This is a genomic window from Mesorhizobium sp. WSM4821 (genome assembly GCF_055901555.1).
The window spans coordinates 6,612,851-6,625,851 of sequence record NZ_CM148371.1 but is presented as its reverse complement, the minus strand read 5'-3'; the positions used below and the strand labels follow the sequence as shown (position 1 = coordinate 6,625,851).

13 protein-coding genes are annotated in these 13,001 nt (G+C 62.0%); 8 read left to right on the top strand and 5 right to left on the bottom strand.

Features of this window, described 5'->3' with window-relative positions; all coding sequences use genetic code 11:
- Window positions 1–307: 307 nt before the first annotated feature.
- Together AC0NID_RS32405 and AC0NID_RS32400 are read right to left on the bottom strand one after the other, a co-directional pair.
- On the bottom strand, window positions 308–793 hold the full coding sequence (locus AC0NID_RS32405; protein ID WP_473454286.1) for an SRPBCC family protein: 486 nt from the start codon (window positions 791–793) through the stop codon (window positions 308–310).
- On the bottom strand, window positions 790–1,146 hold the full coding sequence (locus AC0NID_RS32400; protein ID WP_473454285.1) for an ArsR/SmtB family transcription factor: 357 nt from the start codon (window positions 1,144–1,146) through the stop codon (window positions 790–792). Before AC0NID_RS32400 ends, AC0NID_RS32405 begins: the two co-directional genes overlap by 4 nt.
- Before the next feature lie 173 nt (window positions 1,147–1,319).
- On the opposite strand from AC0NID_RS32400, the gene AC0NID_RS32395 reads away from it, so the two are divergent.
- Window positions 1,320–1,670: an ArsC family reductase gene (locus tag AC0NID_RS32395; RefSeq protein WP_473454284.1), complete on the top strand. Its 351-nt coding sequence runs from the start codon at window positions 1,320–1,322 to the stop codon at window positions 1,668–1,670.
- A gap of 22 nt (window positions 1,671–1,692) precedes the next feature.
- Here the strand turns inward: AC0NID_RS32395 and AC0NID_RS32390 are convergent, their stop codons facing one another.
- The gene (locus AC0NID_RS32390) at window positions 1,693–3,189 is read right to left on the bottom strand and encodes a xylulokinase (protein WP_473454283.1); all 1,497 of its coding nucleotides are present in this window, start codon (window positions 3,187–3,189) and stop codon (window positions 1,693–1,695) included.
- Between the two features lie 38 nt (window positions 3,190–3,227).
- On the bottom strand, window positions 3,228–4,211 hold the full coding sequence (locus AC0NID_RS32385; protein ID WP_473454282.1) for a sugar-binding transcriptional regulator: 984 nt from the start codon (window positions 4,209–4,211) through the stop codon (window positions 3,228–3,230).
- 139 nt (window positions 4,212–4,350) lie between these two features.
- Between AC0NID_RS32385 and AC0NID_RS32380 the strand changes: the two genes are divergently transcribed.
- Entirely contained in the window at window positions 4,351–5,679 is a 1,329-nt protein-coding gene (locus AC0NID_RS32380; protein WP_473454281.1) for a sn-glycerol-1-phosphate dehydrogenase, read from the top strand.
- Window positions 5,680–5,683: 4 nt separating this feature from the next.
- Window positions 5,684–6,487: an HAD family hydrolase gene (locus tag AC0NID_RS32375; RefSeq protein WP_473454280.1), complete on the top strand. Its 804-nt coding sequence runs from the start codon at window positions 5,684–5,686 to the stop codon at window positions 6,485–6,487.
- Between the two features lie 188 nt (window positions 6,488–6,675).
- On the opposite strand, the gene AC0NID_RS32370 is transcribed toward AC0NID_RS32375, so the two are convergent.
- Window positions 6,676–7,596 carry a sugar-binding transcriptional regulator gene (locus AC0NID_RS32370; protein ID WP_473454279.1) on the bottom strand — a complete coding sequence of 307 codons (921 nt, stop codon included), beginning with the start codon at window positions 7,594–7,596 and terminating at the stop codon, window positions 6,676–6,678.
- Window positions 7,597–7,751: 155 nt separating this feature from the next.
- Here AC0NID_RS32370 and AC0NID_RS32365 point away from each other — a divergent pair, with 155 nt between their 5' ends.
- From AC0NID_RS32365 to AC0NID_RS32345, 5 genes are all read left to right on the top strand, one after another.
- Window positions 7,752–8,639, top strand: coding sequence for a carbohydrate ABC transporter permease (locus AC0NID_RS32365; RefSeq protein WP_123146999.1), 888 nt, complete (start codon window positions 7,752–7,754; stop codon window positions 8,637–8,639).
- Between the two features lies 1 nt (window position 8,640).
- A complete protein-coding gene (locus AC0NID_RS32360) occupies window positions 8,641–9,513 on the top strand; it encodes a carbohydrate ABC transporter permease (RefSeq protein WP_473454278.1) in 873 nt (290 codons plus the stop codon).
- Between the two features lie 59 nt (window positions 9,514–9,572).
- Window positions 9,573–11,078 carry an ABC transporter substrate-binding protein gene (locus AC0NID_RS32355; protein ID WP_473454277.1) on the top strand — a complete coding sequence of 502 codons (1,506 nt, stop codon included), beginning with the start codon at window positions 9,573–9,575 and terminating at the stop codon, window positions 11,076–11,078.
- A 64-nt stretch (window positions 11,079–11,142) separates the two neighbouring features.
- Window positions 11,143–11,868: an SDR family oxidoreductase gene (locus AC0NID_RS32350; RefSeq protein WP_473454276.1), complete on the top strand. Its 726-nt coding sequence runs from the start codon at window positions 11,143–11,145 to the stop codon at window positions 11,866–11,868.
- A gap of 30 nt (window positions 11,869–11,898) precedes the next feature.
- A complete protein-coding gene (locus AC0NID_RS32345; RefSeq protein ID WP_473454275.1) occupies window positions 11,899–12,966 on the top strand; it encodes an ABC transporter ATP-binding protein in 1,068 nt (355 codons plus the stop codon).
- The last annotated feature ends 35 nt before the right edge of the window (window positions 12,967–13,001 follow it).

Sequence of the window (13,001 nt, the reverse complement as noted above, 5' to 3'; positions counted from 1 at the left end):
GTCGGCTTTTGGAGGTGGCGCGTTGGTTCTGCGCTGCAGCATGGCGCGCCGTCGCTGCAGGCATTCTGACGCAACCTCACCGCCGTCATTGCCGACAGCCCGTTGAGCCTTTGGTAACGAATTCCATCGAGCCGCACGTTACACTGCTCCGTGACGAGGTCGAGTTCCCAGAGTTCGTGAACGGATCCTCGAACCGATCAGCTGGGCTGTGTGTGATTTTGTGCTGATCCACAGTCTTATCCGGCAGGATCTGTATAAGAAGCTCGGGCGCTGGCGGCTGAACGGCCACGAAAGCGAGGTCGCCGCCTCATATCGTCCTGACATATTCCGCAAGCTGGTCGGCCACGGTGCCCCAGCCGTCATAAAAGCCCATCTCCTCGTGGCTATTGCGCGTGGCTTCGTCGCGGTGGATGGCGGTCGCGATGTAGCGCGTCGCCTTGCCTTGCGGCTGGAAGGATATGACCGCGGTGATGAATGGATTCCCCGACGGGCGATAGCCGGGCAGCAGTGCATCGGTCCACACCAGCCTCTCGTTCGGCACGATGTCGAGATAGCAGCAACGCCGGTCGTTGATCTCCTTGCCGTCAGGCGATTGCATGCATGTCCTGAACAGCCCACCTGGCCTCAGATCGATCTCGCAATCGGTGATGATCCACGGCTTCGGCGTGAACCATTGGCGGACATGCTCGGGCTTGGTGTAGGCGGTCCAGAGCAGTTCTCGCGGCGCATCGACAACGCGTTCGAGGACGAGGTCGAGTTTCGGATCTGGTATGAACAGCGGCGCCGGGTTCATATGTCTTTCTCCTTGAGTGTCATGACGTAGGCGTCGAACTGGTCGAGGCGGCGCTCCCACAGCGCGCGTTGTTCGGCCAGCCAGTTTTCCGCGAGCTTCAGCGGCTCGGGCGCAAGCCGGTAGGTCCTGACGCGGCCGGCCTTTTCGGAGAGCACCAGCCCGCAACCTTCCAGCACTTTGAGATGTTCGACAAAGGAGGGCAGGGTCATGTCGAACGGCTGGGCAAGCTCGCTGACCGAGGCAGGGCTTCTGTTCAGCCGCTCCACCACACGACGGCGCGTCGGGTCGGCAAGCGCCCGGAAAATGCCGTCGATCGGTGGTGGGTTCTGGCTTGCGGACTGCAGGCTTGTCATGGATCGATTCCGCGCTTTGGCTAAAGCTGGCTCAGGAAAATACTTAGGAAGATTCCTTAGTATTGGCAACCCCAAAAATTTGGAGATGCAGGCACGCCGCTGGCAAAGGGAGAGGCGCGGTTTTAGGGTGCCGTCAGATTCGAGTTTTCTATCAGTCCGAGGGACCCCTGATTTTGACGATCACGATGTACGGCATCACCAATTGCGATACGATCAAGAAGGCGCGTGCCTGGCTGGAGAGCCATGATGTCGCCTATCGGTTTCACGACTACAGGGTCGAAGGTCTGGAAGCGGAGCGGCTCGACGGCTGGTTCGGCCAGGTCGGTTGGGAAATCCTGCTCAACAAGGCAAGCACGACGTTTCGCGAACTGTCGGACAGGGACAAGACGAGCCTCGACGGGAAGAAGGCAAAGGCGCTGATGCTGGCCAAACCGACGATGATCAAGCGGCCGGTCCTCGATCTTGGCGACCGCATCCTCGTCGGCTTCAAGCCTGATGTCTATCAGCAGGCGGTGGTGGGCTGAAGTAGGTGTAGCGCCGCTGGTCTCAATTCCGCCAGGCGAATTGGGTCGCGGGGAAGACCTTGGCCTGCCTGGCCGACAGCGCGTCCCACGCTTCGCGGTCGCGTCTGTCCGGTTCGATTGTCTCGGCGATGCTCGTCATGGCGTCCGCGGCCTCGGCAAAACTCTCGAACCACCCGATTCCGACCGCGGCGCTGATGGCTGCGCCGAGGGAGGAGGCTTCAGCATTGTGACCCTTATGGATCGAGATTCCGGTCGCGTCAGCGATCATCTTTGTCCAAAGTTTGCTGTTGGCGCCGCCGCCGATCGCCACCATTTGCGCTGGCGAAAGACCATGGCTGCGCATCTCTTCGAGAGCCCGGGCGGTTTGCAGCGTCATCGCCTCGAGCCCCGCACGATAAAAGTGACCGAGCGTGTGCGAGGGGTGCATGCCGATGAAGCTCGCGCGTGCGCTCGGATCCCAATGCGGGTCCATGCAGCCGACCAGGGTGGTGCCGGCGAGAAGTCCGTCCGAGCCGATCGGGACGGCCGCCGCTTCCCGTTCCAGGCGGTCGAAGATCGCCGGATCGGAGCGTCCGCCGGCAAACGTGTCGACGAACCAGTTGACGAAATAGACACCCGCCCGCTGCACTGCTTCGAGGAAATAGCCATCGCCTGTCGGCGAGGTCATGGTCCGCCAGTAAGCGCCGACCACAGGTTCCGGCGACCAGATTCCCGCGATGATCGCGGTTCCGAGATTGAGATAGACGACACCGTCGCGCATGGCATTGACGCCGAGCCCGGCGCATTGCCCGTCGCCGCCGGCGGCAATCACCGGCGTCCCTTCGCAGAGGCCGGTTGCCGCGGCGGCCGCGGCATGAACGGTCCCGACCCGCGTGCCGGACCGCACCGTGTTGGGAAGCTGCGACGGCTTGATGCCGAGGTGATCGAGGATCGGCTGCGACCATGCCTTGCGCGAGATGTCGAAGAGACCGAACGGATCGGCGCTCGTCCAGCTCGCACTCGGCGTTCCCGTCAGCTTCAGCGTCAGATAGCCATGCACGTCGAGGATTTTGTCGGCGTGGTCCAACCGTTTCGGTTCGTTCTCGCGCAGCCATTTCAGGCGGTAGACGACCGGCGTTACGTCGATCGGCTTGCCGGTGATCGCGTGCAGACGCTCACGGCCGATCTCCGCCGCGAAACGGTCGACCAGCCCGGCGGCACGTTCGTCGAGCCACAGGCTCGCGGGTCCGATCGGCTCGCCGGCGCCGTCGATGAGGGCAACGGTCTCGCGCTGGTTGGAGATCGCAATACCGGCGATGCGGTTTGCATCGACCGCGCCGACGAGCTGTCGCAGCGCCGCCGTTGCGGCCCGCCACCAATCGGTGACCTCCTGCTCGACATAGTCCGGCCTCGGCTTCATCAGATCGAGCGGCGCGCGGCCTTCCGCCACGGCTCGTCCGTCCCGACTCCAGGCAATCGCCTTGCAGGATTGCGTGGAACTGTCGAGGCCGACGACAAGAGGTCCGTCGCTGCTTCCCATGATTGTCCTCCCGAGACGATGAGTTACGCCGAGCCTGACTATTCCAAGAGAAGGTTCGCGGTGGCCAGGTCGGTGACAAAATGTGTCGCGTATCCGCCGCCGAGCCCGGCCCTGATCGCCTCGATCTTGCGGGCGCCGCCGGCCGCACAGATGCGGACGGGCACCGCTTTCAGTTCGTCGAGCGTGATGCCGACGGTGCGTCCATCGAGCGGAGTTGCGAAGGCGGCCCCTTGAGCATCGATGAACCGTCCGATGATGACCCCGAGCGCTCCCCGCTCGATCATGCCGGCAAGTGCGGCGGCATCCGATATCCCGGCTCGGGCATAGGTGCTCTCCGGCCCGATATCGCCGATCCCGAAGATGACCTTGCCGGCCGCATGTATCATGCGGAACTGGTTGACGAGCATCGGCTCCCGCATGAGTTCGTCGTGCAGTTCATCGGTGGAGACGATCGCCGGGGCAAGCAGGTTGATGCAGCGGGCACCGAGCCGATTGGCCATCAGCGAGGTGCAGAATTCCGGCGAGAAATCGCTGGTGCCGATCGAGCTTCCCGAGAGCTGGACGACGGTAAGGTTCCTGTTATGCCGTAGTCGCGGGATCGAGCGGGCGGCAGCGAGCACGGTCTTTCCCCAGGCAACGCCGATCGTGTCGCCCGGATCGACCATGGATGCGAGCAACCGCCCTGCCGCTTCGCCGATGCGGCGGTCGGCATCGCTGGGATCGAGGTCGGGGATAGCCGCCGCGCCGCGAAGCCCGTATTTTTCCATGAGGCGCCGCGAGGTCAAGGTGCGGGCAAAAGCGTCGTGGTCGACCTGCACTGCGACAAGTCCGCTTTCGCGCGCCTCCTGCAGATAGTTCACCACGCTCGCCCTTGAGACGTTCATGACCTTGGCCACATCGCTCTGGTTAAGCTGGTCGACATAGTAGAGCCAGGCAGCCCACGCCACCGCGCTGTCGAATTCGGACGGCAGTGCCGAGAGCCCGGAGGGGCGAACCAGATCGATGTCGGCGTCGGCATTCATGCCCCTTTTTCCGCAGGTTTGCAGAACGAAGTCAAGCGCTGCGGGCACGTGCTTGACAAAAGACAGGGATAGGTGACTATTGTTTGATCGCGCAGCGCGCCTGCGTCTCGATGAGAGAGTTGCCCCAGAAGAGGACGTCATGACGAATCCGGCAGCCGGATCCTGGACGACATTGATCGACGACATTTTGGACGGGAACTGGACCAGCCCGGAGACCGGGAAAAAGGCCATGGTGCCGTATGACCGGATTGTCATCGAAGAAAGCCTCGAAGGGCGGACGGCCGATCTGGTTTCGGAGCTCGATCTGGGCGAGCGGTTCACGGTCGTTGCGGACGCCGCGACCTATGATGCGCTCGGCGAACGCGTTGCGCGCGAACTGAAGACGCTCGGCCCAGTCGATGTCCTGATTTTGGATCACCCACATGCCGACATGGCCAATGTCGAAAGCCTGGCCGTCAAACTCGCCGATGCCGATGCCGTGGTCGCGGTCGGTTCCGGCACGATCAACGATCTCTGCAAGTTCGTCACCGGAAGGAATGAACGGCGCTATTGCGTGTTCGGGACGGCCGGTTCGATGAACGGCTACACATCGACGACCGCGTCCATAACACTTGAAAGCGGCCTGAAAGTCTCGCTGCCCTCCCATGCGCCGTCAGGCTTTTTCGTCGATCTTGCCGTCTCCGCTGCCGCCCCGACCTATCTGTCGGCGGCGGGGTTCGGTGATTGCCTCTGCCGCTCGGTCGCCCAGATCGACTGGTGGATGTCGCACCTTTTGCTCGGCACCGCATACCATCGGGTACCGTTTCTCATCCAGGAAAAGGATGAGGCGGCGCTCAACGAGCGTGCGGCAAAGCTCGCCGAGCACGACATCGAGGCCAATGGCTACCTCTACCGCGTGCTGACGCTCTGTGGCCTCGGCATTTCCTTCACCGGCGTCTCCAATCACGGTTCCATGGGCGAGCATCAGATATCGCACTACATCGACTGCTTCGCCGGCGAGCGTCACCCCGGTACGCTCCACGGCACCCAGGTCGGCGTCGCTTCGCTCACCATGGCGCGATTGCAACAAGCAATTCTTGCAAGCGACAAGCCGCCGGTGGTGAAGGCGACGAAGATCGATCCCGACGACATGGTCCGCCGCATGGGGCCGGCTGTCGCCGCACAATGTCTCGACGAGTTGAAGAAGAAGGCCTTCGACGAGAATGCCGCCGCCGCATTCAACGAGCGGCTGCAGGAACTCTGGCCGACGCTCAGGCAGGAGCTCAAGCAATTCATGCTGCCTGTCGACGAGATGCAGCGCCTGCTGAAATCCACCGGCGGCCCGATCTCGGCTGCCGAATTGGGCGCGCCGGCCGATTTCTATCGTGAAGCCGTCGTTCATTGCCGGGAGATGCGCAATCGTTTCTCGTTCCTCGACATTGCTGCGGATGCAGGAATGCTGGAGGATTTTGCTCGCGAGGAAGCCTGACCGGATGCGCGACCTCGTCGAATTCGGCCCACAAGCTGCGTCGCGCATTCGCGGCCTCTTCTGCGATATCGACGATACGTTGACGACCGAGGGTCGTCTTCCGGCCGACGCCTACCGTGCGCTCGAACGCCTGCACGAGGCGGGCCTCGTCGTCGCTCCCATTACCGGGAGGCCCGCGGGCTGGTGCGACATGATTGCCCGGTTCTGGCCGGTAACGGGCGTTGTCGGCGAAAATGGCGCTTTTTACTTCGCCTATGATCAGCCAACGCGAAAGATGATCCGGGTTTTCGTGGCGAGCGCTGAGGAACGCCGGGAAAACAGGCGCCGACTCGCCGAACTGGAAAAACGCATTGTCCGGGAAGTGCCGGGTTCGGCCGTGTCCGCCGACCAGCAATACCGCGAAGCCGATCTGGCCATCGACTTTTGCGAAGATGTTCCGGCGCTGCCGATGTCCGATGCCCGGCGCATCAAGCAGATTTTCGAGGAAGCCGGCGCTGTCGCCAAGATTTCGTCGATCCATGTGAACGGCTGGTTTGGCCGCTACGACAAGCTGTCGATGGCGCGCCGCTTTGCAAGCGAGAGGCTCGGGACCGATCTCGATGTTGAAAGACAGGCCTATGCGTTCGTCGGAGACAGCCCGAACGACGCGCCGATGTTCGGTTTCTTTCCCAACTCGTTCGGGGTCGCGAATGTGATGGATTTCCAGGGACAGATCGACGCCGAACCCGCTTTCGTCGCCACCTCGCGGGGTGGCCGCGGCTTCGTCGAGATTGCCGACGTCGTCCTGGCAAATCGAAGATCGGGATAGCCTGATTGGCCGGCGCGAAGGGGACCGCTCGGAAAGAAGCAAAGGACGTTCTGCAGGCGATGGAACAGAACCAGGGACGGCTTAGGCAAGATCCGGCGCCAACCCGCTTTCAGATGAAAGCGGGTGCGATGTTCCGGGCAACATCGCACAGCACCTTGGGTTGCTGCAGCAATCCCGGACGGCGGACGTCAGAGCGAACCGCCCGTCTCCTGATCGGTGATCAGGCCGGTGAAGAAACCCTTTTCCAGGAGCTTGGCCATGATGCCGACCTTGTTCTTTCCGCCCGAAACAAGGATGCGTTTGGGAATGTTCATCGTGTCGAGAGGATAAACCCCGACAATGCGTTCGTTGACGGGATGGTCGACGAGTTCGGCGTTCCGGTCGAAGAAATAGCCGAGAAAGTTCCCGATCGGCTTCATTCTCAGGACGTCGTCGAATTCCTCGTCCGTCATGTAACCGACGCTCCGAAGCGTCGAGCTGGTCGTGCCGCCAACGCTCATCAGCGCAAGGTCGGCGTTCAGCGCCTTCTGGATAACCTCGCGCGCGCTCGGTTGCTGCAGGATCGTCTCGCGGCTTTCGCGGCTGTCGCAGATGATGGGTCCGGGGAGATAGTAGGATTCGGCCTGAGTGCGCTGGGCAAACACGGCGGCGGCGTCGTATTTGTCGATCGACGATCGGCGCGACAGAGAGCCGAGAAGCGGCACGACCGTAACGTTCCTGAGCGTCACCGGTTCGATGTTGGAAGCGAGCCATCTCATGGTTCGGCCCCACGCCATGGCGACTGTCATGTCGTCCCTGAGCAGCGTCTCGACGGTCTGCGCGGCATAGATGCCGATCACTTCCGAGAGCCCGAGCTCCGACCCGGTGTCGTTGGGCGTGATGCTGCATATGTCGAGCCGGTACTTCCGCCTGAGCTGTTCTTCCATTTCGAGCGCCTGGGACGTCCCGGCATTGATGCGGATCGAGACGATGCCGCGCTCCTTGGCCTCGGCGAGCAGCCTGTGGATCTTGATGCGGTTGATCTGCAGCCGCTCGGCGATGGCCTGCTGCGTTTCGCCCAGCACGAAATATTGATGGGCAACCCGCGCCAAGAGGCCAATCGAGGTCATGAGGGTTCTCCGATGCTGGTGGCGCATCCGTCCGAACGTCGCTGTCGCCGGCCAACAAGCGCTTGCCACGGACATGGTGACGATATAGCATTTGAACAAATGCACAAGATATGAACATTTGTGCATCGCAAAACGAAGCGGTTCGGGAGGAACGCGTGCGGGTTGCCCAAGCCAGACGTTTCGTCATTTCAGACCATCCGCTGCCCTGGCTGTTGCCGCTGGTGGCAATCCTGCTTGTCTTCACCGTCTATCCCCTGATCTACAACATCTGGCTGAGCTTCCACGAGTTCGTGCCGCGCCGGCGGGCGCTCGAATTCGTCGGAACGGAAAACTGGGTGCAGCTCTGGAACGACACGCGGTTCTGGCAGTCGCTCGTCATCACCTTCACCTATTTCGCCATCGCGCTGGTCTTTGAACTGGTGCTCGGCATGGCGATCGCGCTGCTCCTGGACAGCGATGGCTTCGGTTTCGGATTCCTGCGCGGCGTCCTGACGATGACCCTCGTCATCCCGCCGGCCATCGTCGGCATGATGTATCTGCTGATGGAGGATCCGCAGTTCGGGGTGATCAGCTACGTCCTGCAGTCGATCGGCCTGCTCAATCCCAACAATCCCATCCTCGCCACGGCGTCGACCGCGCTTGCCGGCGTTCTCGTTGCGGAAATCTGGCAGTGGACGCCGTTCATGGTCCTCATCTTCCTTGCTGGTCTGAGGGCGCTGCCGCCGGAGCCTTACGAGGCCGCGATGATCGACGGCGCGTCGTCGTTCCAGATTTTCCGGCGCATCACGCTGCCGATGATGTCCAAGGTGATCGCGATCGCCGTCCTGGTCCGCGGCATCGATCTCTTCCGCGTCTTCGATTACGTCTTCGTCATGACGTCCGGCGGGCCGGGAGCGTCGACCTATTCGCTTTCCCTCTATGCCTGGCAACAGACGTTCAGCTTCGTAAAATGGGGCTATGGCGCCACGCTCAGCCTCGTCACCCTCGTAATCATCCTCGTCATTGCCAACCTCTTCATCCGTATCGCGAAGGTGAGATGGTAGAATGAACGGCTCCTTCTCGACGCGCATGCTTCGCACCATCGCCGCCTGGGTCGTGGTCGCAGTCTTCTTCTTTCCGATCTATTACTGGACGTCGGTGGCGTTCAAACACGGCAATGACATCTTCAACCGACCGCCGAAACTGTTCGCCTTCACGCCGACCTTCGACAATTTCCAGAAGGTGTTCGGGATTTCGCTGGGTAGCGGCGGCATCACGGTGACGCCGGGCGGCGGCAATTTCTACATGGCGCCCCGCGTCTGGGATTCGATCGTGATCGCGACACTGTCGACCGTGCTCGCCGTCGCCATCGCCACGCTTGCCGCCTATGCCCTGTCGCGCATGAACTTCCGCGGCCGGCACAGTTTCGTCGGATGGGTCCTGTCCACGCGCATGATGCCGCCTGTCGCGGTCGCGGTTCCGATGTTCTTCATCTACAAGAATTTCGGGCTCATCGACAGCTATACCGGCATGGTGCTGATCCATGCGCTGATGAACCTGCCCCTCGCCGTCCTCCTGATGAAGAGCTTCTTCGACGACATCCCTTCCGAGATCGACGAGAGCGCGATCGTCGATGGCGCCAGCCGCTTCATGATCTTCCGGCGGATTGTGCTGCCGATGGCCAAGGGCGGCATCGCTGCCACGGCGGTCCTCTGCTTCATCTTCAGCTGGACCGAGTTCCTCTTCGCGCTGACCCTGACCACCACGTCGCTCAAGACCGTGCCTGTCGTCTCGTCGACCTTCGTCACCTCGATCGGCACCGCCTGGGGCAACATGGCCGCGCTTGGCGCCGCATCCATCATTCCTGCTTTCATCTTCATTCTGTTGGTTCAAAAGCATCTCGTGCGCGGTCTCACGATGGGATCGTTGAAACAATAGATGGGAGGCTCGAATTCGCAGCCTTGTAAAAATCGCGAATTAAACCGGAGGAGTAGACAATGAAAGACAGCATCAGAAAGGCGCATCTTGCCTCTGTCACCGATCGCTTCGTTCGCGGACAGATGGACCGGCGCTCGTTTCTTCGCGCAGCAAGCATTCTCGGCCTCGGCGCCGGCGCGCTCGGCATGGGCCTGGGGCGACGTCCGTTCTACGGCATCAGCCAGGCATCGGCTCAGGAACAGGAGCTGAAGCCCAGCGCCGAAATCACCAAGTGGCTCTCGGATGTCGGCAAGCCCTTCGCCGGAACGACGCTGCGTCTCGCCACCGAATCGACGCCGCCGTCGAATGCCATCGCCACGCAGCTCAAGCAGTATTTCGAGGAGGCCACCGGCATCAAGGTCGAGATCGAAGTGCTGCCGCTCGAGCAGGTACTGCAGAAGCTGACGCTCGACGTGGCGTCGAGCCTCGGCACTTACGACCTCTACTACATTGACCAGAGCTGGGCGGCGAGCTTCAGCCAGGACGTCTTCGATCCGCGCGAGCAGCTCAAAAACGCCGACCTGGCGATGCCGAACTACAATATCGACGACTTCCTGAAGCCGCTCGTCGACGGTATCGCCATCTACGAGGACCGCATGGTCGGCGTGCCCTACGACATCCCGATCTTCATCATGCAATACCGCAAGGACATCTGGGACGAGCTCAAGCTGCCGCCTCCGGCCACGCTGGAGGATTTGCTGCAGGCGTCCGCGGCGATCACCGACGCCAAGGGCCCTAACATGTACGGCACCAGCGGCCAGATGAAATCGGGCCATTATAGCCTCGAATGCGATTGGACGGCGTGGCTTTGGGGCCATGGCGGCTCGATTTTCGGCGCCGACGGCAAGTTCAGCGGCAACGACGAAGCAGGGTTGGCCGCGATGGCCTACTGGGACAAGCTCAAGGCGACGATGCCGCCCGGCGTCGACGGCTGGACATGGGATGGCGAGGGCCAGTCGGTCGGCCAGGGCGTCGCCGCCTCGATGCTGTCCTGGGGCGAATTCTTCCCGTTCTTCGACGATCCCAACGCCTCCAAGGTCTCCGGTCTGATGGAAGCGATGGTTCCGCCCAAGCCGGCCGCCACGCTACGAACGGTCGAACAGACCGGATTCGGCGAAATTCCGGGCGTTGGTCACCAGGGCGGTTCTTCGCTCGCGGTGTCGAAATATTCGAAGAACCCGGACGCGGCCTGGATTTTCATGCAGTGGGCGACTTCAGCCGACACCCAGGCGCTGATCACCGTTCTGGGCGGCGGTACGGGCCCAACACGCACCAGCGTCTATGACGATCCGCGCGTGCTTGCCAATGCCCGTGTCGGCGCCGGCACGACCCGCCATCTGCCGGTCGTGCGCGACACCATCGCCAACTACATGGGATCCGAGCCCGACCTGCCGGCATGGGCGGAACTGTCGAGCGACATGATCCCGGTTGCGCTGGGCAAGTACTTCGCCGGCCAGTCGGGCACGGCCAAGGAGTCGCTCGACGCTCTGAAAACCCAGGTCGACGATCTCGTCGCCAAGAGCTGAGTGTTCCAGGGTGGCGGCCTCAGGCCGCCACCCTGGGTATCGAAAACTCCCAAGAGGAAAAACAATGGCTGGAAAACAGCTCGTAGCGGTGACGGGAGCGAGTTCCGGTATCGGCGAGGCCGTCGCCAAGGCGTTCTCGCGCGCCGGCCACCCTGTTTTGATGATGGCCCGCCGGCTGGAGCGCATGGAGGCGCTGAACCTGCCCGACAGCATGGCCCGGCAGGTCGATGTCCGGGACCGCGCCGCGATCGCGGCCGCCGTGCAGGAGGCGGAAGCCGAATACGGACCGGTCGACATGCTCTTCGCCAATGCCGGCATCGCGCGTCTTGCCGATATAGGCCGCCAGCCGCCCGAGGAATGGGACGAGATGATCGACATCAACACGAAAGGCGTGCTGAATTCGGTCCACGCGGTGATGTCGGGCATGATGGAGCGCCGCCATGGGACGCTGTTCATGATGAGTTCGATTGCTGGCCGGAAGGTCTATCCGGACCATACCGTCTACTGCGGGACGAAATTCTTCATTCACGCCGTGTCGGAATCGCTGCGCGACTATCTGTCCGATTATGACGTCCGCGTGGTCGTGCTTTCGCCCGGGGTGATCGAAACCGAAGTTCTGAGCGGCGTACTCGATCCGCAGACATTGGCCAACTACCAGGCCAACAAGCTCAAGATCGGCGGCGGGATCGGGCCTGAGCACGTCGCCGACCTCATGCTGCACACCTACCAGATGCCACAGAACGCTCTCGTGCAGGAAATCGTCATCACGCCGACCAGGCAGAAATACTGACGACCCGCCCCGGGCTTCTGGAGAGAGAGAATGGCCACCGTAGAATACAGGAACATCGCCAAGAGTTTCGGGCACGTCGAGGTGATGAAGGATATTTCCTTCGGCATTGCCGACCGCGAATTCGTCGTGCTTCTTGGGCCGTCCGGTTGCGGCAAGACGACGCTCCTGCGCATGACAGCAGGTCTCGAGAGCGTGACCAACGGCGATCTGTTGATCGGCGACAGGCGGGTCAACAACGTTCACCCGCGCGATCGCGACATCGCGATGGTGTTCCAGAACTACGCCCTCTATCCGACAATGAGCGTGTTCGACAATATCGGCTTCAGTCTCGAAGTGGCGAAACTGCCCAAGGCGGATATCAGGAAGAAGGTCGAATGGGCGGCGGAAATCCTCAATCTCACGCCCTATCTCGGGCGCTATCCCAAGGAATTGTCGGGCGGCCAGCGCCAGCGCGTCGCCATGGGCCGCGCCATGGTGCGCGATGCCGCCGTCTTCCTTTTCGACGAGCCGCTCTCCAATCTCGATGCGAAGCTGCGCACGCATATGCGCGTGGAAATCCGGCAACTCCACAATCGTCTCGGCACCACCACGATCTACGTCACCCATGACCAGATCGAGGCGATGACGATGGCTGACAAGATCGTGCTGATGCACGCCGGCAGGATCATGCAGATCGGCACGCCGGACGAGGTCTACGAGCGCCCGAACTCGAAATATGTCGCTGACTTCATCGGTTCGCCTTCGATGAATTTCATCGCCGGCGCCGTCGAGACCGCGAACGGCAGTCCTCGCTTCGTCGCCGAAGGCGTGTCCATCGGCCTCTCACCGGAGATCAAGGCGCAGCCGGGCCAGAAGGTCATCATGGGCGTCCGGCCACACGATCTCGGCATTTCGGATGCGGGCGAAATCAAGGGCGAGGTCGTGCTGTCCGAAACGACCGGCGCGGATGTCCAGATTCATTTGCGCGTGGCGGGATACGATGCCGTCGCCGTGGTGCCGCGTGACGAGCGCCGCAACGCCGGCACCGCGATCAATCTCTCGGTATTGCCTGGCAAGGTGCATCTCTTCGACGCGGCCACGGAGCTGCGTGTCGCCTGAGGAGGTCCGCGATGAACGCGCGACCCGGCAGCGTG

What these genes read in the sequence shown, in the direction of transcription:
- AC0NID_RS32385 (WP_473454282.1), bottom strand. Translation starts at nt 4,211, where the DNA reads ATGAATGCCGACGCCGACATCGATCTGGTTCGCCCCTCCGGGCTCTCG.
- AC0NID_RS32370 (WP_473454279.1), bottom strand. Translation starts at nt 7,596, where the DNA reads ATGACCTCGATTGGCCTCTTGGCGCGGGTTGCCCATCAATATTTCGTG.
- AC0NID_RS32380 (WP_473454281.1), top strand. Translation starts at nt 4,351, where the DNA reads ATGACGAATCCGGCAGCCGGATCCTGGACGACATTGATCGACGACATT.
- AC0NID_RS32400 (WP_473454285.1), bottom strand. Translation starts at nt 1,146, where the DNA reads ATGACAAGCCTGCAGTCCGCAAGCCAGAACCCACCACCGATCGACGGC.
- AC0NID_RS32345 (WP_473454275.1), top strand. Translation starts at nt 11,899, where the DNA reads ATGGCCACCGTAGAATACAGGAACATCGCCAAGAGTTTCGGGCACGTC.
- AC0NID_RS32390 (WP_473454283.1), bottom strand. Translation starts at nt 3,189, where the DNA reads ATGGGAAGCAGCGACGGACCTCTTGTCGTCGGCCTCGACAGTTCCACG.
- AC0NID_RS32405 (WP_473454286.1), bottom strand. Translation starts at nt 793, where the DNA reads ATGAACCCGGCGCCGCTGTTCATACCAGATCCGAAACTCGACCTCGTC.
- AC0NID_RS32350 (WP_473454276.1), top strand. Translation starts at nt 11,143, where the DNA reads ATGGCTGGAAAACAGCTCGTAGCGGTGACGGGAGCGAGTTCCGGTATC.
- AC0NID_RS32355 (WP_473454277.1), top strand. Translation starts at nt 9,573, where the DNA reads ATGAAAGACAGCATCAGAAAGGCGCATCTTGCCTCTGTCACCGATCGC.
- AC0NID_RS32375 (WP_473454280.1), top strand. Translation starts at nt 5,684, where the DNA reads ATGCGCGACCTCGTCGAATTCGGCCCACAAGCTGCGTCGCGCATTCGC.
- AC0NID_RS32360 (WP_473454278.1), top strand. Translation starts at nt 8,641, where the DNA reads ATGAACGGCTCCTTCTCGACGCGCATGCTTCGCACCATCGCCGCCTGG.